Origin of the sequence: Vibrio sp. CUB2 (assembly GCF_001557945.1) — a bacterium.
Lineage (GTDB): Bacteria > Pseudomonadota > Gammaproteobacteria > Enterobacterales > Vibrionaceae > Vibrio > Vibrio owensii.
The window spans coordinates 14,097-35,297 of sequence record NZ_LNRB01000015.1 but is presented as its reverse complement, the minus strand read 5'-3'; the positions used below and the strand labels follow the sequence as shown (position 1 = coordinate 35,297).

The following is a 21,201-nucleotide window of genomic DNA, read 5'->3' as shown; positions in this document are numbered from 1 at the left end:
CATTAAAAATTCTGTAAATGTGCCCAACACTTGTCTTTTGTTAGTTAAAATGCCTAAGAAATCAAGCAGATTGCATAGTAAAACAACCCTCTTGCTTACTGTGTGATTTATGCACTGTTGGTAAAATGTACTTTTGAATTGAAAGTATATGATATGCCGATAGAATTCCCTAAGCCGAAACGGTTAACAAGTGCTGGATATACCCCAGTTCAGGATGATGTCCCTCTCGCACCTCCAACTCCAACCCCAGCGCACGAACCTGAGCCTGTAGCGAGGTTTGAGTGCCGTATTAAGATCTATGCACCAAAGTCCGATCTGTCTAGCCTGAAATTAGGTGTCTTCTCTCTTGGTAAGTCTGATAATGAGGAGAGCGTTAAACGCTGGCACTCTGAAGAGGCGTTAGACTCGGCAAGGTATACCGTGCTCACAGGAGAGTGTCATGTCGAAGAGTCAAAAAAGCTGACTCATGAGTTTCATCAGAACTTTGGCATCAGCACATCCTTTAACGTTATGCCAAGATCTATCGGCTCAGGGTACTTTAATGCTGAGTTTATTCCCTTGTTGCCATCCCTAGAGAGCGAGTCAAAATTAGGTTGGGCTTTGCATGGCTTCTATTACTACTTCTACGAAGGTAAGTTGTTGTATGAACTCGATATACTAGGCGACGGAAAGTGGGGATGGCGTATTACTCAATCTTCATCGTCTGATGGTATCTCTAGCACCCCTGTAAGCGATCAGGTTTTTAGTTCTATACTGGTTCCTGTGAAAGTTGAAGGAAAAGAACCAGAGAAACAACACATACTCTATTCCCGTGGTAAGTTGACCAACGAGCAATTGAGCGAAGTGAGCATGGTTTGGCTCGACGAAAATGCGACACTGATTGACACAGCTCTCCTTGTTTCTTCTTTACAACAGCCTTTTCTACCAAGAGAAGCACCTTCTGACATCAACGATACCGCTGGCAAAGAAATTCAAACGCATAAAGTGAATATGAAGGATAATGGACAGCATGAAAGTTGGAATGATATTGCAGGGTATTACGACCTTAGCCCGAAAGAACTCCTCAAATTAAATCCATCATTCGAACAAGATCCGATGGCTTTAAGAGCTGGCGATGTTCTTATTGTTGAAAAATCGGATGTTGTCGATGAGACTCAAGAAATCAAAGAATCTCCCTCTCCGTTAACGGAGATAAAAGTTGGCGAGAGCTATGTATTAGGTAATACATGGGGGAAGTACAATCAGCCACTGCTTTCTTCGTCAATGAAAAACATCTTTGAACTTCAAGGTATTTCTCAGACAACACCAGTTCTCAATGTAAAAAAAGTCGAAGAAAAAATACTACGGATTGGGGTGTTCTTTGATGGTACTGGACAAAACCATCTGAATGATCTTTACAAAGAAACACGTGGGGTGAAATCACGCACCAATGTGGCACGGCTATTTGAAATTTACCCATTAGATGATGAGACCAATAAAATTTATGTTGCTGGGGTCGGGACTGTGGATGGAGCGTGGCAAAACCCAACCTTGATAGATGAAGGAAAAGATGAAATCGCTTTAGCTCAAGCATTTGGTGTAAGCCCTAATAATTTAGGGAAAACATCGACCTTCATTGACACCGTTTATAACCTTGTCGCTGACGATACTGGGGCATTTTATAAGTGGCAAAACTGGATACGGCAGTATTTTGATATTGTCGACTCTTTGTCCAGTGAAGGGAGTTTTGACGGCATAACGCACATTGAGTTTGATGTTTTCGGTTTTAGCCGCGGCGCGGCTTTAGCTCGTCACTTTGTTAATGCCGTTAAAGATGGATTACCTGATTATGACAAGCCGCGAGATGGTGAAGCATTCGGTGAAGTTTTCCCAAACATATTGGCACACCAAGATGATGTCAGTAGCCAACCTAAACATGGTTACTATCCTGACGAGACGCGCACCTGTAGCGTTCGTTTTGTTGGGCTGTTCGATACCGTAGGCTCGTTCTATCTCGCTGGAAATAACGATGAAGGTAATTTTGAACTAGGACTTGATACTAGTTGTGCGGAGCGTGTATTCCAGATAAGCGCCCATCACGAATACAGAAAGAACTTCCCTCTAACATCACTGCTACCTAGCGATGGCATTCTACCTTCTAACTTTTATGAGGAAGTATTTGCTGGCTGTCACACAGACATTGGTGGCGGTTATCCTTCAAAAGATCAGTATGCAAAGCAAGGTTTACCTGAAAGGTATGGAATGCCTCTGTCTGCAACTTATAATCGTGAGTTAATAAAAAAAGAATCCATAAGACAAGAGATACAAGCACAACAGAATGCCTATGGAGCCGCCGCATACAGTGAGCGTCTACACAAGCACGCTCAAGATGCTTGGAATTTGGAATGCCGCACTAAGGGTTTATATGGTGTTGTGACATTGGTGAATGGAATTCTTTATTATTACGAGCTTCAGCCTATTAGCAATGCTCTTTCGGCTTTGCCATTAGAAAGAATGAAACAGCAGGCAGAGGTCGCAGGTGTGAATTGGGATGACGATAAGCTCGCCTATCCGCAAGATTTTAATCAATTGACAGGATGTGATGCGGCTTTAAAAACGTTGAATGAAAAGTTATTAGCTCAACCGTTAGGAAGCATTGCACCGACATATTGGCAAGGAGAGATTAGCCAGTACGGAAAGGAATGGATACATCGCCCTCATGATGCACTCATCAACGCAGGGTGTGAGACTGCAATGGACAGTCTTGTTAATGCGGTAACGAAAGAAGGAAACCAACTCAAGCGAGTGGTATTTGATAATGAAGTATAGATTTTTAATTGCTGTAAGTATGTGCTTTCTACTTAATGGTTGCTTTGAGAGTAAGCCTGTTTCAGTTGCGAGCATTGGCAATGCAGGGTCTTTAGGTGGACCTCATTTTATTCGTGATATGTGGGTCAGTGATATTTATGGTGGAGGAGCAAACTTTGCGTATGGGAGCGTTCAGGGGTGTTGTGCTAGTGCAGGCATTGATATTGGTATTCCTAGCGCTATAAAAGGCGAATGGGAAAATGGAGTTGGTAGCGGTTCATCACATGAAAAGTGGCAAAAGCGTTGGAAGCTCGAGTGGGGTAATTTCGATGAGAATTATGATACTAAATGGTTTCGAATTGATGATGTGATAGACACCGAGCTTGCCAAGCAAAAAATAGAGACAATCAACCATTATTACTCAAACTTCAAGACAAATGGAGTTATGCAGGTCTTAGTAAATAAAGAGCAAGTATTACTATTATACAAGTACTCTTGCAATCCCAACAGAAAGCATAATGATTGTACTATCCGAGAGAATGCAGATCCTAATGGTTGGGTACAATCTGCGCCATATAGCAAGACAGGTAATACAAAAGTCGTTGTTTTATATGACGGTAAGGGAGAGATGTCAGACAAACCATTTACGGACAATACACCTTAACCATAGAAACAGCCGATTTTCCATACCTTAACCTGTATAGTCTTAGCCCACTTTCATAGAACCTGACAGTGGGCTTTTTTCACTTTGCCATACCTATGGTTATTCATGGTTTGCTAATGTTCGCTTTTCCGAAACTCATTAATAAGATGGTACGCCCCACACCTGCACTACACTCAGCTATGTCGCTGAATATGGGAGGTGCCATCATGTCGGCAATCAAAGTTATTGGAATCGATTTAGGTAAATCTACTTTTCATCTAGTTGGCCACGACTATAGTGGTCGTGAACAATATCGGCACAAATTATCTAGAAGTAAATTACTACAGTTTATCTCTGTGCATGAACCAACATTGATAGCAATGGAGGCTTGCTGTGGTGCTCACTGGCTTGCAAGAAAATGCCAAGAATATGGGCATCAAGTTAAGCTGATTCCCCCTCAATATGTTAAGCCATATGTGAAGAGTCATAAGAATGATTTTATTGATGCAGATGCTATAGCCGAAGCTGCGACCAGACCAAGAATGCGCTTTGTTTCACCGAAAACTGAACAAGCACAATTAGGAGTAGTTATTCGCAGGATTAGAACAGGCTATATTCGAGAGCGAACGGCAACGATGAACCGTATTGGTTCTATCCTTACTGAGTTTGGCTTCAGCTTTTCACGCGGGCATGCGAATATGAAGCGTCTTTTTCAATGGTTGGCAGATACAGGGCAGCCAGTTCCTTCTTTACTCGTCTTTGAGTTACGAGATCAGCTTAGTCATTACAATGATCTTAATGACAAAATTAAAGAGCAAGATAAGAAGCTGGAAACTCTTAATCGTGACAATGAGTTATTTACTATATTACAAACCGTACCAGGCATTGGACCTATGACAGCTTCTTGCTGCCTGTCTTCCGTCTCCGACCCTAAAGACTTTTCCAATGGCCGTAACTTTGCAGCTTGGCTAGGGTTAGTACCATTTCAATATTCAACAGGTGGAAAGCCAAGAATGCTAGGGATATCCAAGCGAGGTAACAAAGAACTTCGTGAGCTTTTTATCCATGCAGCTAGGGCTGTTTTATGGCGAGATGAAACTGCTCAGAGATACTTTGGCTCGTGGCTTACAGACTTAAAACTTCGAAAGCCTTTTAATGTTGCTTTAGTAGCTTTAGCCAATAAGTTAGCGAGGATAGCTTGGTCTGTTATGGCTACGAAGAAACCATTTGAAATAAGAGTATAAATCAAGTTTGCATATGAAAATGAAAGATGACAAAACGGTTAGACCACCAGATTGAAGACCTTGTGGACAGAACAGCGACATAGAACGCTTTCTCATTTTTGAGGACAATCTGGCGCGGATCTCATCGTAGAGCTGGGGCTATGTAGCATGTAGGTGTCCCCAATTAGACTCTGAATACATTAGCGCAAACCAACTCCGTTATTTGAATTTTTCACTTGCAAAACGGGGCGTACCATACATTTGTCCAAAAACGAGTTTTATAACCAGCAATTTGTCTTTGCTGTCTCGGTATGGCTTACAAGTTAATGTGTAAGAATCGAATATCAGTCAGCACTAGTGACTTATGCTGCGGCTGTAATCGCGGGGTTCACAAAATGGACGTTCTGCAGCTGAACCGGTAATTATTTTCTGCTGCACCGTCTGGTTAATTGAACTGAACATTAGAACAAAATAAAAAGCCCCGTCACCAATAGGTAACGGGGCTAATTATATGGTCCGCCTCACTCTCAAGCCCTACGCTTAGAGTAGGCTCTCAGAACGAGGTGAACCATATGTCTACCATTCACATCTTAGGTATCGATTTAGGCAAGCACTGCTTTCATGCGGTTGGCAACAATCACACTGGCAAAGACGTTATTCGCCGTAAGTTTAGTCGAAGCCAACTACTCCGTTTCTTATCTGTACTTGAACCTACCATCATCGCTTTTGAAGCCTGTGGTGGTGCTCACTGGCTTGCGAGAAAGTGTGAAGCCTATGGGCATCGAGTTCGACTTATCCCGCCTCAATATGTAAAACCTTACGTCAAAGGTAATAAGAACGACTTTATTGATGCGGCTGCGATAGCAGAAGCAGCGAGTCGACCAAGCATGAGATTTGTCTCTGCCAAGTCAGAGGAAGCTCAGGTAATCGCAGCTATCCATCGAGTGAGGGATGGTTATATCAAAGAACGAACGGCTTGTATGAGCCGAATTGGAGCAATACTACTTGAGTTTGGGCTGAGTTTTCCTAAAGGCCATGCCAAGATGAAAGCGCTATTTCAGTGGTTGGCCGAGCAAGATATAAAGCTACCACCGGGTCTGGTCGCTGAGTTGCTCTCGATTCATGAGCACTATAAATACCTAAATGAGCAAGTATCTACTCAAGATAGAAAACTGAAAGCGATTACTGAAAATAATGAAAATGCCGAACTTTTGAAGAGTATTCCTGGTATTGGTGATTTAACAGCAACGTTGTGTGTGGCCAATATCAGTTCTCCTTCAAACTTTGGTGGAGGTCGCGAGATGGCTGCATGGCTAGGACTCGTTCCAAGGCAGTATTCAACGGGTGGCAAATCAAAGCTATTAGGCATGAGTAAACGAGGGAACAAACACCTTCGCGCTCTATTTATACATGGAGCGAGGTCCGTGCTATCTAGGATAGAAACAACAGGAATAGTGTTTGGAGATTGGTTAGTCAATTTACGAGCAACAAAGCCGTTTAATGTAGTGGTAGTCGCACTTGTCAATAAGCTAGCAAGAATAGCTTGGGCGGTGTTGTACCACCGCCAAGCTTTTAAGGCTGTATAGCCATAACCAAGTTTGCAACGCCAATGAACGTGATGACAAAAACGGTCGAACGGCCAGATTAGTAACCTGATACAAAAAATAGCACCTAGTTGCTTTGGGGCTTTTAAGGATAATCTGGCGCGGATATCATCGTGGAGCGGGGAAGTTAATGTTCCCAACGTGGACTCCGGATACATTAGCGCAAACCAACTCCGTTATTACTAAATTGTAGTTGCAATAACGGGGCGGACCATACATTTTTCTTAGCTGCATTTAGCGCTTTCATAGTTAGGACGACCTTTGCGATCAAAGAGCGTGGTGGTGCAGTCTGGATAGCCAGAGCACGCCCAAAAGTATTTACCTTTTCCTTTCGGTGATTTGCGGCGTATTAGACCTTTGCTGCAAGTCGGGCATTTGTGATCACTGACAACAGGTTTAATCCTTGGCCTAAAGTCAGGTTTGCCTTGTAGGTCAGGGTAAGCCTTATCGCATTCTGGATAACCAGAACATGACCAAAACCAACCATTTCGGCCTTTGCGTCTGTATAAAGGCTTACCACAACTAGGGCAAGGGACGGTGTTCGAAGTGATGTTAATGCCGTTCTTGTCTAAGCCATCGATGCGCTCCGTAATGTAGCTGTCCACATCGGCAATGAAGTCCTCAACCGACATTTCCCCCGCTTTAACGAAGGCTTGTTTCTCTGCCCAGATCGCAGAGATATCGGGTTTGATGATTTCGTTAGGAAGTGCGGCACAAAGCTCTTGACCTTGCTTGGTGGTTCTCCAAACCTTCTCCTTGTAACCTTTTTCTTCGCCAATCAAGATGAGTTCGGTGTTTGCGGCAAGCTGGCTCAAGATGCTGGCGCGGGTTGCCTCTGTTCCGATACTGCCTCGGTCATCGCTGTCTTTGTCTTTGGCTTCCAGCTTAGCGCGAAGGTCTGGATCATCAATGAAACTGGCGGCGCGGGTCATTGCGGCCAACAGTGTTGATTCCGTAAACAGTTTCGGTGGTTTGGTTTCCTTTTGTTCAACCTCACTTTCGACACAGGTGGTTGCTGTGTTTGATTTCAGCGTGGCTAAGTCAAACCCATCATGATCGCTTTGGGTTTCCTTCTCTTCGCTGTGCAGCACTTCCCATCCCTGTTCAACGAGTACGCTTTGCGTTGCGCTGAACTGGTAGCCTTCGACTTCAAACATGGCTTTGGTTTTATCTCGAATGGACTCTGGATAAAACAAACCGATGAAGTAACGAGAAACCAACTCATAAACCTGTCGTTCTTCTTTGTTTAGGCTGGCTTGGTTTCCGTGTTTGGTGGTTGGAATGATGGCGTGGTGCGCCTCGATTTTATCGGTGTTGAATGCCTTGTGCTTGCGCGTCATATCAACATTGGTATTGGTAATCGAGTCGGTGAGGCTAGGGTAGGTTGCGCCGATGGCGACGAGGATATCACTGCTTTGATAGTAGTGTTCGTCGGAAAGAAAGCGATTGTCCGTTCGAGGGTAGGTTAAGAGCTTGTGCGTCTCATACAAGCTTTGGGCAATGCTCAGCGTTTTTTCAGCACTGTAACCGTAACTTTTCGCGCAAAGTTGTTGCAGCGTAGAAAGGTTTAATGGCTGTGGTGCAAGCTTCTTTTCTGGCTTGGTGACGACCAATGTCACCAGTCCTGGTCTATTGGTCACAGAGTCTTGAATGAAGCTCGCGTTAGATGCTGAAATTAAACGCTTTTTATCATCAACCTGATCGCTCTCTTTGGTATTGTACTTCGCTTTTATGCGATTTTCGCCACACTCAAACTGCGCATAAACATCGTAATAGAAGCTCTTTTGGTGGTTTTGGTTTGCCAGCGTTCGCTCGTTCACAAAACCCATAACCGCGCTTTTAACGCGGCCAACGAATAGCGTGCCCTGAAAGCCTTTCTCACGACCTTTTAAGGTACAACCCCGTGTTAGATTATACCCAAAGCTCTTGTCGCTAATAGAACGCGCTAGAGCGCTCATACCAAGGGGAACGTACTTCTCGTTTGACTCCATGTTCGCCAGTGCTTTTTGAACCGGAGCAAGGTTCAAGTCAGCGACCAATAAGCGCTGAACAGGCTTGGTGTTTCCTGCGTAGTTAAGCACCTCATCAACCAACAATTGCCCTTCGTCATCAGGGTCGCCAGCGTGAACAATCGTGTCGGCTTTCTTGATGAAGTTAAGCACGGTTTGAAGTTGGCTTTTGGTATCTGGAATGGGTTTGAGGGTCGGCGGGTAGACTGTCGAGATAGGCAAATCATCAAACGTCCACTTCGCATACTTCTCATCGTAGTCGTCAGGGTCATAAGTCTCTAAAAGGTGTCCGACGCAGTACGTGACGACGTGCTCTTTGTGTTGATAAAACCCATCCCCTCGCTGCGTTTGCGGGTTGCCACCTAACCCTTCGAAGATGGCTTTGGCAAGGGAGGGTTTCTCTGCAATATAAACGATCATAGTACCCCCTAGTGTTCGGTTGAACCTTCGATGTAGGTGTTCCCTGCATTATCGAAGTAATAGGTTTCCCCGTACTGCTTGCCATCTTGGAACGTCTCAACGTAGCTGATGGTATGCGAGCAATGTTTTGGGCTTGAAGTCCCTTGTTTGTGGTTGATGTGACAACTTCTGTCTTTAATGATCTGGCTTGGTTTCATCTCTGTTTTAACGCATCGGCTCCAATCCTTACCTGTTTCCCATTTCACACACTCACTGCGTGGTGGAATGTAAGCGGCGCGACCATCACGAGCGGCCATGTCGGTGTCACTTGATGCTGTACCAACAGGAATGTCGCCAGAGAACAGGCAAGAGGCGAAGCTTGGTAGGGGTGGTTTGAACTTTTTAATGCGTTTCTTAAACGCACTTTTCGCGCCACCGCAGCCACTTGGAAAGCCTGTTGGAAGGCAAAGCCAAATAGCGCATTCATCGTCGCTTGCTGCGAAAGTGGGTTGTACAGGTAACAAAAAAGCCGCTGTGATAGCGGCCATAAACAGTTTGTGTTTCATGGGATGTTCCTCAATGGAGTTTAAGGAGTGGGATTTCAGGGATATTCGCCTCGGAGTATTTCACTCGCTCAGCGAACACGGGCTCTTCAAAGTAGATGATTTTCTCTGCAATGAAGGGGCGTTGGTTCTCTTTCAAAATCAGGGTTTTGATACCGAGCTCTTTGGCAATCGGGTGTTTCTCAAAGCCAAGCTCCACGATTTCATGCGGCATCATTAGTGCTCGCTTTAGCTCATCTTCACTGGTTGTTCGGCTTGAACCTTTGCCCGTGCTGCGACTGACTTTGCGCTTTTTGACTGTTTTAGTACCCAAGGTGTCAGAGAGGCGGCGAACGTTGTCGTCCACTTCTTTCGGGGGGTACACCACCTTGACACCGTGGTTCTTGCGAATGTTTTTCGCGTTCTCTCGGCCATACACTTCTTCGAGCTGGCCTTCGTCTTGGTAGATGGTCAAAAATCGCAGGTTGTAACCAGCGGGGTAGCTGATTGCTTTTTCGATTTGTTTCACTCGGCCAAGGGCAGTGAACTCATCGAGCAAACCCAAACACTGATACTTCAGGGTGTCGTCATGCTCAGGTAGGGTGCGGGTGTTTTCTGAAATAAGCTGCTCGAAGAACAAGTTGAACAGCTTGCCGAAGTTTTTGAGGTTCGCGGGTTGGCAACCGACGGAGATGGTCATGCGCTTTTTGCGCAGCTGACGAAAATCAAAATCCGAACCACTAACGGCGGCTGCGGTGACGCGGTCACTGAATATCGCCAATGGACTGAGTAAGTTACTTTCGACGCTCGAATAGGTGTCTTCGGCCATCGATAAGCAATTATTGAACTCAAAACGTACATCGTCTGAGACGTAGTCGTTTTTGATTTCTCGGCGCATCCACGCTCTTAGGCCTCCCTCGATGCCGCCAAGTTTCAGCACGTAAGGCAAAGAGGGTGTGATACCTGTAATAGTCTCGGTATCGAGCATCCAACAACTGAGCCCTTTAAATAGCTTACCCGCTAACTCATTCCAAATATCGCCTTTATCCCCAGAAATTGGGTATAAGCTGTTAGCAATATTGAGCACATCGCTCACTCGAAACACGGGACTTCTGCGAACGTAATCGTAAGGATTCCATTGGTGAGTGCGAAGCTCTTCGCGCTCTCGCGCTTGCTCATCAATGGCATACCCATCCGGCGCAAACAAGAAAACGGCTTGGCCGCATTGCTGACGAAACCCGCCGCTTTTGACTAAGTTCTCGAATTTAATATCGACACAAACCAACGAATCGGGATAGGTCACGCAGTTGGGGATAACGATACCAACCCCTTTACCGCTTCGCGTTGGGGCAGGGACTTCAACAAACTGCGAGCTCTCTAGCTCGATAAAACGGCCTTTAAAGCGACCTTTGGGCATCTTGCCTAACAAGATGCTTGGCTTCTTGTTCTTGGCTTTTGGGTTAGGGAAAAGACCAGAGTTCGCCAAGTCCATGTCGGTTGCAAACTTCGCACTGCCGTGTATTTCTTCTTTTTTTTGGCTGGCAATGGCTATCACGATAACCATCAGCGTCGGAAACAAAGTGATGGCGATACTCACGGCCACCCCAATCACCAAGAACTTCTTGATGTCTGGGTTGTGGTGGTAGGCTTGCCACTGGTCAAAGAGGCTGTGATAGGTCAGATGCTCTAACGAGATATTGGTGAGCTTGTAATAGGCAGCGCCGCCACCGTACAAGCCACCAATGAAGCACAGCAGAGTAAAAAAAAGGAACATGGCGAACAATATTCCTTTTTTCTTTTTCGATAGCGCCATGATTTAGCCCTCGCTTAACAGTCGGTTCTTCTCGACGGGGTCGTAAAAGAGTTCGACGAGGTGAGTGTGTTTGAAAAAGGCAATCACATCGATGCTGGTTCGAATGGTTCGCATGATGTGGTGATAATCGAGTGTTTGGCCGACTTCGGATTGTTTCACCAATCCCGCCAATCGTGCGGGTGTGGAATAACAGTCGTTGGCGTGAATGGTGGTGATTGAGCCTTCGTGTCCAGTGTTGAGCATTTCAAGGTAGGTCCATGCTTCATCACCACGAAGTTCTGCAAGCAACACATGGTCGGGTTTCATTCGCATACACGACTCGATGATTTGTTTCGGGGTTAAGCCACCTTGCTTGTAAAACAGATGAAGGTGATTGGGATGGTTGGGTAAGTCGAGCTCATGCACATCTTCAATGGTGAAGAGGCGCTTATCGGCGGGGTATTCGTCCACCATCGCTTTCATAACGGTGGTTTTACCTGAACCAGTCCCGCCGACGAGCAAGATGTTGAGCTTGCTCTTTACTGCCATGCTAAAGAATTGCGCCATGTCGCCATTTTGTTTGAGCGTGAGAAGCTGCTCTTGAACCGGTGTTAATTCAACACGGTTCACATCCATTTCTCTAAAATCAGAGAAGCGACCGCTTTCTTGGTAGCTCGACAGCGCAAACCGAGTGAGGGAAGGCTTTCGGATGGTCATGCTGACAATGCCGTTTTCAGTGGCAGGGGGGATAGCAATTTGACCGCGCTCGCCATCAGGAAAAATCACTGAGGCGACAGGATTGGCTTCACCGAGAGGAATGGTCAGTCCCGCGAAAGTCGCTAACGCTTTCGCGAGATTGCTGCACATGTTTAATGACAAGTTTGGCAGCGCGTTGTGCTCCCAGCCGTTACCACGATCGAACCATACCTCGTTAGGTCGGTTGATGGCAATCTCGGTGAGCCCTTCTAAGTCTAAGTAGTGCCGCAGTCCGGTCATGCTGAGTAATTGATTGACCGTGGCGGCCTTATCGATGGTGTTCATGGCTATCCTCTGCGTTATGGAGCATACTTCGCTGCTCGATTTCCTTTTGCACCTCAAGCCAATAATTGACGAACTGCGGTGAGGCATGAGCAAGAAAGTTAGGGGTGATGATGTTGAGGCGCTGCGCGAGCGCGATATCAAATTCAGACAGGGTTTCCATGGACAATCTCCAAAGTCTTTATCCACGCGTGGCGTGTTACTCCTTTTGTCTCAACAAGCGCTACGCCCGTTATTGCAGCCAAAAAGCGAGCCTTGTATTGAAGTGACGTGAAAGTGAGAAGGTGGTTGGCCTGTCGGGTCTAAAATTTTACATATATATCAATCATGTAATCCCGCAGACCAACCAGATTTAGCGGTTATTCGAAGGTGTACACACTCGACATATCAATGTCGCGAGCAACAATGATGTTGATGCGTTGACCTATTTGGGTGTAACCCGTTGGTGAAATATTGATGCTGCTCTCAAGTGCCTTCTCTGCCATGTTGCTGGCGTTCTCGGTTGAGCTATCAAAGGTTATATCGCCATCCGATGAAGCGGCCTTTTCTGCGAGTGCGCCAAAAGCATCATCGAGGAAAGACAGTAAAATTGCGCCCCCAAAGCGCTCTTTAAAGTGATTGTCTATCCAAGCCTCGTTACCGCTTGCGCCAAGGCGACCTGCACCCAGCGAATCGATGCGAATTGAAATCCCGTTCGGCGTCTCGATATCAGCCCATGCAGTGAATACGCGGTTTTTCCCTGCTTCTAACTGGACGTTCTGAGAGCCCGTGATTAACGAATCTCGTTCAACGAGTAGCGCTTTACCATTGGCGCTGTACACATCTTGAGTGACACGACACATCACAATGCCCTGATAGTCTGAAATGACCTGACTGTAGAGCGCGCAAGGGATAACGGAGCTGTGCTTCAACAAAAAGTCTAACCCTCCTTGCTTGCGCTTGGAGGCATGACCCATCGCGAAGGTCGGTGCGTCATAGCTGTTGTCATAAGAGGCAGGTTCAGAGGGGCTTTGACTACTGGCGGCATTGCCACTTTCAACATTAACCATAAGGCCACCCATTAAGCGGCGCTCTTGCGGAGTCGGTGGCGCGTTCTTGTCTCGTTTCGATGTAGTGGAAGGTTGCTTTGCGACATTGGGCTCTGGAACGCCCGTTTTAGGTACGGTGACAGGCTGCTGCTGCGTTGCTTGCTCTTTGGCTTGCTTGAGCTCTTGTTCTCGCTTCCACTGTGCGGCGCGCTCTTGCTGCGCCTTGTCTTTTTCATGGTCACGCTTGGCTTTCTCAAACCAAGCACTGTCGTTGCCAACCGTGCCTTTTTCAACGCCAACTACCTCGGCCGTAGACTCTGGCTGTAGGGGCTTTGTTTCCACTTCTGCTTCACGAAATTGATTAATCGCGAACAGAACCCCCACCGCGACGACGACCAAAGCGAGCATCACCAAAGCGATCACAATGACCGCTTTGTTTTTCTTTTTACGACCACTCACCGTGAGCTCGCCACGGTCGAGGTTGGCACTTTCATAAGCGCTTGGAATGGTGTTGTCATCACTCATGTTCGTCCTCCTTAATGACGCGAGTGGCTTTAATCGAGCTCGCTTTTGGGTTGTGGCCAGCGAATTCGACAAAGTGAGAAAGCACCCCTAGAACACGTTCACCAAGGCGCAAACGGTATTCGTTGGCAACCGAATGGATCACGATGGTGTCTTGCTCAATGTGGTAGTTCACTAACGACTCTTTGCCGTCGGCGTTGATTTGGTAAATCACAGGCAGCTCGGCGTTTTTAGAAAACTTCATGCAAGTGAAACGGCCATCGTCCCACGCGTAGGCGGGGGCTAATTCCTCATCGCCCCATTTAACGTAACGGAAGTTGTATTTTCCATCAGTACAAGGGGCTTTGAGAGGGGTAGTGTTGGCTTTCTTCGGTGTTGGGTAACGCATTTTCACCACGTAGAACGGCTGTTTATTGGTGAACAGTTCAAATGAGTAAGTTCGCCCCAAATCGCTCACGATGGTTAAGTTGGTATTGGGCTGTTTGGCTTGAGGTTTAAAGAACACGTTGTTACCGCGGACGTTAAACCCCCATGCGGCGGCATCTCCCATTCCTAAACCAGAGTGCTCGCCCACAATGGTTTCATTCTTGTCGAGCTGAATGAGGGTGGTGACGCCCACTTTGGTGCGTATCGCAATCACATCGCTTGGGTCGTACTCTGCATACACAATGCGGCGGTCTTTGCCTTGATGCTTTGGCAGGGTTAAGGCGTGGGTGGAGAACGCCATCAAACACGCCAAAGAGACAATCAGTTGTTTCATCATTGGATCACCCTGTTTTCTTGATAACTGGTGACTCGGAAACCAAGTGGGTTAAGTTGGCGCTCTGATTCCGTTTTGATTTCCTTGAGGTAATCAAAGGTAACGGTGGCGCTCCATTTGGTCGGTAGGTAAGAGGTGTCAGGCGTGTCGTCGCTATTGAGTACCACTTTGGTGAAGGCCACTTGCGCGAGCATTTGGTCTTGGCGGGTTGGCAAGAACGAAATGGCAACGTCTTCTAAGCGGATTTTCTTATAGTCTTTGAACACTTCGACAGGGGAGTTCTTAGCTCGTAGCTGCGTGCTGTAAGCGCTGAATACATCGTGACGACTGGTGAGTTTGATGTAGTCAAAGGCGTCTTGAACGGTTTGCCATTGGTAAGAGCCACGAGTAATGACGTAACGATTCAACCAATGCTTATCTAACGCTTCACCGTACGTGATTTCTCTTGCGTCAGCGAGTGGTTGAATGATTTGAGTCATGCCTGTTTGTGGGTCGATGTAAAGCAATCGATAGTCCACGGTTTTTAGTGGCATCATCACAACAATGGCAATGCCGAGCACCAAGGCGAGAACGCCAGAGCCCGTTGCGACTTTCCATGCGGTCTTCGCATTTTTCTTGGCGATTTCGACGCGGTCTTGCTCGAACTGCTTAATCTCCTCGAGGTACGCATCAGCTTGCTTTTGATGTTTGGCGGTTGGTTTTTTCTCAGCCTTGGCATGATTGTGTTCCAAGGCAGAATCGATGGTTGTGCTCATTGCATATCTCCTTGGGTGTACAAATCAGCGAGGTTAACTTTGGAGGGGTTAACCGGAGTGATATCGCCTTTTGGCTCCGGTGGCGGCGGTGGAGTGCTAGAGCAGCCCACAGTCAAACACGCCACCAATAACAGGGTGAACGTCTTCATAAAAATGTCCTTTTTTAGATACAAAAAAACCGCGTAAAGCGGCGCGGTGTCTAGGGTGAGAGTGTGAGGAAGGTGTTAGCCTGGTCTAATTCGGTTTTTGAACTTATCGCCTAATGACTTGGCACCATTGTACGTGCCTTGTATTGCGCGTTTGGCTGCTCCTGCGCCACCTTTAGCGGCGTTACTTAGGCTTCGCATACCCATTCCCATGTTGCTAACCAACCCATTAATACCAACGCCCCCCGAAAGAGAAGAGCTAAGCACAGGGATTTGAACCGAAAGGAGTATGAATACGAAAAACAAAATAAAGGTCATTAAAGCGGAAGGTAAATTAATACTATCGGTATTAATTACGCTGTCTAAGGTTGTGCTAAACATACTAAAAGCAATTGGGTATAGGATTGAAAGCAAAATGTAGTTCAAGCATTGGCCTGTCCATGACTGAAACATGCTTCGCGTTGAAGGAAAAAACGCGAACATGATAAATAACGGGCCAATTATCAGAAGGAAGCCAACCATTACCTTTGCAACCACTAAGTAAGCAGTTGCAATGCCAATAAAAGGTAATGCTCCTAACAGAGTTAGGACACAAAAGAACCATTTCAATATAGCCTCTGACCACGAACTACCATCGGTCACGCTAATATCAATCGAACTCCAAATTGTTTGGACAGTCGCGGCCATATCATCGTACATACTTTGGACTGAGCCTGTACCACTGCTCCCAAGTAGAGTTTGTGCGATGTCATCACCAGAATAGTAAACAATCGGAACGATACTGCTTAGATACCAAGTTGTATTAAATGCTATTGACGTACAGAACGCCAAAGCGCCGACAAATTTCATCGACTCCATTATCATCATATTCTCTGCGTCATAGAGCATCTTGTATGCAAGATATATCGCATACAATGTAACGCAAGAGCCTAATAATGGAGTGATGACATTAGCGAAAACACCAACCATTCCACTTATATTCTTTAAAACAGCGGTGTCTAAAAAGGCAAATAGATCATCAAACATATGATGTCCTTACTTTTTGATAGAGATTCCATCTCCGAATAACAGATCGTTGGTGTTTAGCTTTGATTGAGCGATTGATGCGTTCTTGCAGTTTGTCGTTTCTGCTTTTTCAGCGTTATTCTTACACTCCTTTAGTAGCTCAGCTCGTTCCTTGTCGTGAGACTTATACCATTCAACGGTCATTACTTCCTCTTTATCACAACCCAAAAGAGCGACTGATAGTAAAGTGATTAAAGTTACTTTTTTCATATTCATATCCTTATTTCTCTAAAGGTATCCCATCTCCGTAAAGCATATTTTCTATGCGTAACTTCGATTGCTTACTAACCTCAAGTTTTCGTTGTTGCTCTAGCATGTCTGACATTGAATCCATCATGCGTTGCTCGTTTTGCATCTGCATGGTTTCAAAGTTGATGCTGTTCGCTAAGTCTTCTTTGGCCGCTGGCGTTGTTGCGCTGCCAAACTGGCTAAGTAGACGACTCATTCGTTCGTTGCGTTCAGTGCTGCGCTCATAAAGCATTTCCTGAAAACGAAGTTGTTTCAGTTGCATATCGTAGCGCCTCTGTATCACGGGGTCGTCGGAATAAAGGCCAAATTCAGAACGTAAGTCGGATATATCATCAATCGCGTCATACAAATCACTGTATGCACTGAGGTCGATCACATCATTTAGGTTTGGGTCACTGAGTATTTCTTCGAATCCATAGTGACCTTCAACCATCGATTTATAATGCTCCGCTTGGCTTTTGAGTTGATTAAGGCGGTTGCGAGCTTCGCTTATCGACTGCGTAAACTCTTGAGCTCGCTGCGCACTATCAACCACCATTTGAGTGATGCCTGCAACGTCAACAACGGGGATACCTGATGCTTGCGTTGAGGCGTTCAATGCCAATGCAATGCATAAGGCAAGCGTGGTTCGTTTAAGCATGGTTATCTCCTTTTCAGTAGTTCAGGTATCCACAAATCAGGATCATTGCCCACCTCTGCGCGAATGGTTTCACACAGCACAATGTCATCGGTAGAGCCTGAGATAATCGGTAGGAACTCATCAAAGCCACCTAAATCCAGCTTTGCAAAACAACTGGTGTTCGACTGCTTTATGAGCATGGTTCGGCTTTGTTTATCGAGCGCCTTGAGCTTATCGAACTCGCCTTTGGTCAGGTTACATTGCTTGTAAGCGTCATACTCTGCATCAGGGTTCGGCAAGTACACTTTGGTTGCGGTTTGTTGGACGATGGCAGGGAAGATTTCACAATGAATCGCATCTTCTGGTGACTGTGATGACAGCACCATAAATTCATTCATTAAACGTCCGGTCTTTAACGCTCGCTTCATCACCGCTTGGGTGAGAGGGAAGTTCGCTGGCATCCAGAACTCTTCAACAATGGTTTGCAGTAGCTTGCCGGATTCTTGCATTAGTTCTTTTAAGAAGAACAAACAGGCAAGAACGGGCTCACTAGCAGGGTGAACATGACCGCTTGAATCTTTCTCTAGTAGCAGGGTTGAATCAAAGCCAATGCGATCCATTGCTTGCGGGTTGAACTGGTTATGAGGTGAGTCCAAACACCAAGCGAGCTTACCGTTTTCACTGCGACACCATTTGCTGAGCCTCATGCGCAAGTCCGGATTTTGAATGGATTGCAGCATCATACTGAGGCCGCGCATTGGTGCGTCAAAGGTCATCACGCTGTCTATCGCGTCTTTGATTTCCTGTTCATCATGAGCATTGATGTGGCCTTGTGAATCTTGCGCCAAGCGGCAAACAAGGCGGTTCAAGAAGCTAACGAGTTTTGGGGACTGCTCCAATTGGAAAGGGTTGATGCCTGTATCTTCGCCTTCCTTAATCGAAAAGTATTCACCACCAAACGCTCGAATAAACAACTCGGTAGAGCGTTTATAGTCGATACAAAAGATTTGCTGTTCAAAGCGAGTAAAAAAGCCGGTAAGTGTGGCTTCTAGTGTCGTTTTACCTGAGCCAGATGCACCGAGTATCATGGTGTGTCCTGCGCTCTTTTCTCCCGTATTGTTTTTGCCTATGGCCGAGGCGTGACAGTTAAAGTGGAACAGGGAGTTAGACAGCGTTTTTAAAGGAATTATAGCGCTGCCATCTCCAACCGGATTGCCCGTTGCTTTGCCTGTTGAGTAGTTGTGTAGTGACCATGTCGAGGCAAGGTTAGCAATGGTTCGTGGTGAGGGCTTGATGCGCATCTTTGACGCGGGAAGTGCGCTTAGAAATGAAAACTGAGACTTGAGGTTCGAACGCTTTAAGACTGTGCCTTTAGCTAGGAACTGACCATTTAAGTCAGCGCTATCTATGATCACTTTGTCTGGTGAGTCACCAATGACGGCCAGTGATGCGTGATAGTCTCCAAAGCTGACCGCGCCGGAGGCTACATAGTCTCGCGCCGCTTGCAGCTCTTCTAACTCATGCTCCGCGTTGTCGCTAGACTCAATGAAGTTGGTTTGCCTATCAATCATTTTTTGAGCTTTAAGGGACTGCATAAAAATCATGGACTGAGTCAGAATAAACTCGGTTGGTTGACTCAAAATGAAATCCCACATCCCCATTTCCGTTGCGATTGGTAGGGCATCAAGCTCAAAGAAGGTGGCGAACTTGTTGGCCTCGTTGTTCGCGTTGCGAACCTCAAGCAAGTCGTGACCGAAGTGCCAATCACTGTGACCGATATAATTGCGCACTTTTTCTGACGTAAGGGGCTTAGGTTGGTCGTTGTAGTTGAGTAAGTAAGAAAGAAACTCAACGTGTTCACAGCGGTGAGCGTCACCGACTTCAAGCGTTTTACTATCGAAACGCTTTAATGCGGCTGAAACCGTCTTGAGAATATCACCAAGCTCATCTTCTCCTTCGATGAGTGTGCCTTTGTAGTTGAGTACAAAGGTGATGTAGTACCGGACACTGAAAAAGTCCTCACCGGAAAAGTCTTGCAAGTAACGATCAGAAAAGCGCTGCATGAAGTCGCTCTCGAAGCAGTAGTGGGCTTCAAAGCGTTCTTTACGTTTAACGATGTGTGTCCAAATGGCAAGTTGACTGCCGTACTTTCTGGCGAGGGTGCTAAGGATGTTTTTCACGAGCTCAAAGGAAGGTTTGAGCGTGTTGTAAGATTCTGACTCGAAAGGTATTCCGTTAAGGCTTATGGTTGCCATGACTTTGGCGTCGTCCAAAGAGAGCATGGTTCGATTGATTGGGTAGCCATAAGCAGGAAGGTCAGTCAGGGGTATTGTTTTTAAACCATTCGCTGACATGTTGCTTTCTCCTGAATGGGTGATTATCGATAGAAGTGAATGAAATGGTGTTGGACTGGCAGCGAAGGCGAGTTAAGAAGCCTTTTGCTTCCCATTTCATTTCATCGATGGCTCGACTGTCTTCTTCGCTACGAATGCGGATATACAGTAGCCCTAAAGCAATAAAGGCTGGAAAAACCAGCCCTTTTACTCCGAAGAAACTCAGCCCAAGCCAACCAGTCAGTAGCATCGTCAACATTCCTATAATGAGAGGGATGATAGGCATGCCAAACATGAGTGGTTTGCGTGCTAGCGAGTTATAACTGGCGTATTGATCTCGTTCTTCGTCTTGCATGATTAGCTTCCCCAAATAGACCAAGCGTAAGTGACTGCTGCAACGATACCGCCAGCGCATGCTGCTTTAACGATGCTGATGCCCACATCCCCCCATGTTTTTTTCTCCAATAAGGCCAAGATGACCATGACGATACTGTAAACAAAGACGGCTGCGCCTAAGAGTTTGTATGCCCAATCCGCAACTTCATTTACCCAAGTGATACCTTCATCTAGGCCACCTGCGGCGATAGCCGGATGACAAAAAACAGCCAGCATCATGGCGATGAATGCCGCTTTTAGGTTGTTGTATGTTTGCGTGTTTGAGTTAAGTGGTTTCATTGAATATTTCCTTGTTAATAAGAGAAATCACCAAAGACATCCCATGAATGGGCTTGCTTTGGTGGTGTTGGTTTTGAAGGTTGAGAAGACTCAGAGGTTGAGTCGTAAGATTCAGAAATGGTGTTGGAGGGCAGTTTCTTTGCTCGGTTGAATTTCTCAACGTAGCTCAGTCCTTTCTCTCCTTCACCTTGATAGCCTCGTGTGAAGTTATTGGAGTAATAACAAGAGGCGGCATCATCAAGTAGTTGTTGGTGTGCCTTGTTTGGTGCTTGCGCTTTTGCGCGGTGGTAACACTTCGCGTAAATATCCGCTCCGACCTCAATGCTTTTACAAGCGTCAAATGCGGTTTCGATAGTCATGCCATAGGCGGGAAAGTTCTCTTTGTAGATTTGCATCAATCCCAAGCTGTACTTAAAGCCTTGCTTCTCCAAATCGGTAGCAATTTGGATGGCTTCAAGTTTGGTCTTGGGTTGATTGACAGGTTTGGCTCCAACTACAGCGATAGCGTAGGGATTACGAGAGCTTTCATTATCGATAAGACGTTTGAGGATGCTTGCGTCAACTTGGCTTTGGCAGGTATTGAGTAGAGGGATTAACGCACTCAACTCAAGGAGCATGTTCTTCCTCCTGTACGACACCAACCGCTGATATTGTTGGGTATCGTTTTAAATGGTCTTTTAAACGTATTGAGTATTCATCAACCAAGGTTTTCACTTTGTACTTGCCTCGATACAGGCAAGGTATAACGCTTTTTCTTACCCTAATAGGGATCTTAATGGACGTTCTATACACTATCTCATCAAGCTTATTTTGTGGGCTCTGATGAAATCGTTGTACGTGGTCAATTAAGCGAAGGGAAGCTTCCTTTTTTAAGGAGCGAAAAGAGCGTTGAGAGGCTTGGTTGAGAAGATCATATGTTTGCTTATCGAGGGTTAATTGCCCCTCAACAATTTTTTTATCATCCATGTGAGACTCCTTTTTCCGTCCCAAGGTTGGATCTTTTTGGATAAAA

General features: G+C 46.0%; 21 protein-coding genes. 4 read left to right on the top strand and 17 right to left on the bottom strand.

Going from position 1 to position 21,201, the window contains the following annotated elements:
- The first annotated feature begins 153 nt into the window (after positions 1-153).
- The 4 genes from ATB78_RS20630 to ATB78_RS20615 all read left to right on the top strand — a co-directional run bounded on the left by ATB78_RS20630 (position 154) and on the right by ATB78_RS20615 (position 6,239).
- Positions 154-2,808, top strand: a complete 2,655-nt coding sequence (locus tag ATB78_RS20630) for a DUF2235 domain-containing protein (RefSeq protein WP_240537425.1) — start codon at positions 154-156, stop codon at positions 2,806-2,808.
- Positions 2,798-3,451: a hypothetical protein gene (locus ATB78_RS20625; protein ID WP_061010214.1), complete on the top strand. Its 654-nt coding sequence runs from the start codon at positions 2,798-2,800 to the stop codon at positions 3,449-3,451. Before ATB78_RS20630 ends, ATB78_RS20625 begins: the two co-directional genes overlap by 11 nt.
- Positions 3,452-3,657: 206 nt before the next feature.
- Entirely contained in the window at positions 3,658-4,674 is a 1,017-nt protein-coding gene (locus tag ATB78_RS20620) for an IS110 family transposase (RefSeq protein WP_061010378.1), read from the top strand.
- A gap of 551 nt (positions 4,675-5,225) precedes the next feature.
- Positions 5,226-6,239 carry an IS110 family transposase gene (locus ATB78_RS20615; RefSeq protein WP_061010212.1) on the top strand — a complete coding sequence of 338 codons (1,014 nt, stop codon included), beginning with the start codon at positions 5,226-5,228 and terminating at the stop codon, positions 6,237-6,239.
- A gap of 242 nt (positions 6,240-6,481) precedes the next feature.
- Here the strand turns inward: ATB78_RS20615 and topB are convergent, their stop codons facing one another.
- The 17 genes from topB to ATB78_RS20540 form a co-directional block, all read right to left on the bottom strand.
- Entirely contained in the window at positions 6,482-8,686 is a 2,205-nt protein-coding gene (gene topB, locus ATB78_RS20610; protein ID WP_061010210.1) for a DNA topoisomerase III, read from the bottom strand.
- Positions 8,687-8,694: 8 nt separating this feature from the next.
- Positions 8,695-9,231: a hypothetical protein gene (locus ATB78_RS20605; protein ID WP_061010208.1), complete on the bottom strand. Its 537-nt coding sequence runs from the start codon at positions 9,229-9,231 to the stop codon at positions 8,695-8,697.
- 10 nt (positions 9,232-9,241) lie between these two features.
- A complete protein-coding gene (locus ATB78_RS20600) occupies positions 9,242-10,981 on the bottom strand; it encodes a type IV secretory system conjugative DNA transfer family protein (RefSeq protein ID WP_081096632.1) in 1,740 nt (579 codons plus the stop codon).
- A 42-nt stretch (positions 10,982-11,023) separates the two neighbouring features.
- A complete protein-coding gene (gene virB11, locus ATB78_RS20595; protein WP_061010204.1) occupies positions 11,024-12,040 on the bottom strand; it encodes a P-type DNA transfer ATPase VirB11 in 1,017 nt (338 codons plus the stop codon).
- Positions 12,024-12,200, bottom strand: coding sequence for a hypothetical protein (locus ATB78_RS29885; RefSeq protein ID WP_179947014.1), 177 nt, complete (start codon positions 12,198-12,200; stop codon positions 12,024-12,026). The genes virB11 and ATB78_RS29885 overlap by 17 nt, the downstream gene beginning before the upstream one ends.
- Before the next feature lie 196 nt (positions 12,201-12,396).
- Positions 12,397-13,590 (bottom strand): TrbI/VirB10 family protein, encoded by a 1,194-nt coding sequence (locus ATB78_RS20590; RefSeq protein WP_061010202.1) that lies wholly within the window; start codon positions 13,588-13,590, stop codon positions 12,397-12,399.
- Positions 13,583-14,350, bottom strand: coding sequence for a TrbG/VirB9 family P-type conjugative transfer protein (locus tag ATB78_RS20585; RefSeq protein WP_061010200.1), 768 nt, complete (start codon positions 14,348-14,350; stop codon positions 13,583-13,585). The genes ATB78_RS20590 and ATB78_RS20585 overlap by 8 nt, the downstream gene beginning before the upstream one ends.
- Positions 14,347-15,102: a VirB8/TrbF family protein gene (locus tag ATB78_RS20580; RefSeq protein WP_061010198.1), complete on the bottom strand. Its 756-nt coding sequence runs from the start codon at positions 15,100-15,102 to the stop codon at positions 14,347-14,349. The genes ATB78_RS20585 and ATB78_RS20580 overlap by 4 nt, the downstream gene beginning before the upstream one ends.
- Positions 15,099-15,251: a hypothetical protein gene (locus ATB78_RS29880; protein ID WP_021018376.1), complete on the bottom strand. Its 153-nt coding sequence runs from the start codon at positions 15,249-15,251 to the stop codon at positions 15,099-15,101. Before ATB78_RS29880 ends, ATB78_RS20580 begins: the two co-directional genes overlap by 4 nt.
- Positions 15,252-15,326: 75 nt before the next feature.
- Complete coding sequence (locus ATB78_RS20575; RefSeq protein WP_061010196.1) at positions 15,327-16,274, bottom strand: type IV secretion system protein; 948 nt, start codon at positions 16,272-16,274, stop codon at positions 15,327-15,329.
- 9 nt (positions 16,275-16,283) lie between these two features.
- Positions 16,284-16,523, bottom strand: coding sequence for an EexN family lipoprotein (locus ATB78_RS20570; RefSeq protein ID WP_061010195.1), 240 nt, complete (start codon positions 16,521-16,523; stop codon positions 16,284-16,286).
- A 10-nt stretch (positions 16,524-16,533) separates the two neighbouring features.
- Positions 16,534-17,202: a type IV secretion system protein gene (locus ATB78_RS20565; RefSeq protein WP_061010192.1), complete on the bottom strand. Its 669-nt coding sequence runs from the start codon at positions 17,200-17,202 to the stop codon at positions 16,534-16,536.
- A 2-nt stretch (positions 17,203-17,204) separates the two neighbouring features.
- A complete protein-coding gene (locus ATB78_RS20560) occupies positions 17,205-19,535 on the bottom strand; it encodes a conjugal transfer protein TraE (protein WP_061010190.1) in 2,331 nt (776 codons plus the stop codon).
- Positions 19,498-19,869 carry a hypothetical protein gene (locus ATB78_RS20555; RefSeq protein ID WP_061010188.1) on the bottom strand — a complete coding sequence of 124 codons (372 nt, stop codon included), beginning with the start codon at positions 19,867-19,869 and terminating at the stop codon, positions 19,498-19,500. The genes ATB78_RS20560 and ATB78_RS20555 overlap by 38 nt, the downstream gene beginning before the upstream one ends.
- 2 nt (positions 19,870-19,871) lie before the next feature.
- Positions 19,872-20,189: a hypothetical protein gene (locus ATB78_RS20550; protein ID WP_061010186.1), complete on the bottom strand. Its 318-nt coding sequence runs from the start codon at positions 20,187-20,189 to the stop codon at positions 19,872-19,874.
- Between the two features lie 14 nt (positions 20,190-20,203).
- Positions 20,204-20,806 (bottom strand): lytic transglycosylase domain-containing protein, encoded by a 603-nt coding sequence (locus ATB78_RS20545; protein ID WP_061010185.1) that lies wholly within the window; start codon positions 20,804-20,806, stop codon positions 20,204-20,206.
- Positions 20,796-21,155 (bottom strand): TraY domain-containing protein, encoded by a 360-nt coding sequence (locus ATB78_RS20540; RefSeq protein ID WP_061010183.1) that lies wholly within the window; start codon positions 21,153-21,155, stop codon positions 20,796-20,798. The genes ATB78_RS20545 and ATB78_RS20540 overlap by 11 nt, the downstream gene beginning before the upstream one ends.
- Between the last annotated feature and the right edge of the window lie 46 nt (positions 21,156-21,201).

What these genes read in the sequence shown, in the direction of transcription:
- ATB78_RS20575 (WP_061010196.1), bottom strand. Translation starts at nt 16,274, where the DNA reads ATGTTTGATGATCTATTTGCCTTTTTAGACACCGCTGTTTTAAAGAAT.
- ATB78_RS20570 (WP_061010195.1), bottom strand. Translation starts at nt 16,523, where the DNA reads ATGAAAAAAGTAACTTTAATCACTTTACTATCAGTCGCTCTTTTGGGT.
- ATB78_RS20590 (WP_061010202.1), bottom strand. Translation starts at nt 13,590, where the DNA reads ATGAGTGATGACAACACCATTCCAAGCGCTTATGAAAGTGCCAACCTC.
- ATB78_RS20620 (WP_061010378.1), top strand. Translation starts at nt 3,658, where the DNA reads ATGTCGGCAATCAAAGTTATTGGAATCGATTTAGGTAAATCTACTTTT.
- ATB78_RS20545 (WP_061010185.1), bottom strand. Translation starts at nt 20,806, where the DNA reads ATGCTCCTTGAGTTGAGTGCGTTAATCCCTCTACTCAATACCTGCCAA.
- ATB78_RS20565 (WP_061010192.1), bottom strand. Translation starts at nt 17,202, where the DNA reads ATGCTTAAACGAACCACGCTTGCCTTATGCATTGCATTGGCATTGAAC.
- ATB78_RS20550 (WP_061010186.1), bottom strand. Translation starts at nt 20,189, where the DNA reads ATGAAACCACTTAACTCAAACACGCAAACATACAACAACCTAAAAGCG.
- ATB78_RS20615 (WP_061010212.1), top strand. Translation starts at nt 5,226, where the DNA reads ATGTCTACCATTCACATCTTAGGTATCGATTTAGGCAAGCACTGCTTT.
- ATB78_RS20625 (WP_061010214.1), top strand. Translation starts at nt 2,798, where the DNA reads ATGAAGTATAGATTTTTAATTGCTGTAAGTATGTGCTTTCTACTTAAT.
- ATB78_RS20580 (WP_061010198.1), bottom strand. Translation starts at nt 15,102, where the DNA reads ATGAGCACAACCATCGATTCTGCCTTGGAACACAATCATGCCAAGGCT.
- virB11 (WP_061010204.1), bottom strand. Translation starts at nt 12,040, where the DNA reads ATGAACACCATCGATAAGGCCGCCACGGTCAATCAATTACTCAGCATG.
- ATB78_RS29885 (WP_179947014.1), bottom strand. Translation starts at nt 12,200, where the DNA reads ATGGAAACCCTGTCTGAATTTGATATCGCGCTCGCGCAGCGCCTCAAC.
- ATB78_RS29880 (WP_021018376.1), bottom strand. Translation starts at nt 15,251, where the DNA reads ATGAAGACGTTCACCCTGTTATTGGTGGCGTGTTTGACTGTGGGCTGC.
- ATB78_RS20630 (WP_240537425.1), top strand. Translation starts at nt 154, where the DNA reads ATGCCGATAGAATTCCCTAAGCCGAAACGGTTAACAAGTGCTGGATAT.
- ATB78_RS20555 (WP_061010188.1), bottom strand. Translation starts at nt 19,869, where the DNA reads ATGCAAGACGAAGAACGAGATCAATACGCCAGTTATAACTCGCTAGCA.
- ATB78_RS20560 (WP_061010190.1), bottom strand. Translation starts at nt 19,535, where the DNA reads ATGTCAGCGAATGGTTTAAAAACAATACCCCTGACTGACCTTCCTGCT.
- ATB78_RS20585 (WP_061010200.1), bottom strand. Translation starts at nt 14,350, where the DNA reads ATGATGAAACAACTGATTGTCTCTTTGGCGTGTTTGATGGCGTTCTCC.
- topB (WP_061010210.1), bottom strand. Translation starts at nt 8,686, where the DNA reads ATGATCGTTTATATTGCAGAGAAACCCTCCCTTGCCAAAGCCATCTTC.
- ATB78_RS20600 (WP_081096632.1), bottom strand. Translation starts at nt 10,981, where the DNA reads ATGTTCCTTTTTTTTACTCTGCTGTGCTTCATTGGTGGCTTGTACGGT.
- ATB78_RS20540 (WP_061010183.1), bottom strand. Translation starts at nt 21,155, where the DNA reads ATGGATGATAAAAAAATTGTTGAGGGGCAATTAACCCTCGATAAGCAA.
- ATB78_RS20605 (WP_061010208.1), bottom strand. Translation starts at nt 9,231, where the DNA reads ATGAAACACAAACTGTTTATGGCCGCTATCACAGCGGCTTTTTTGTTA.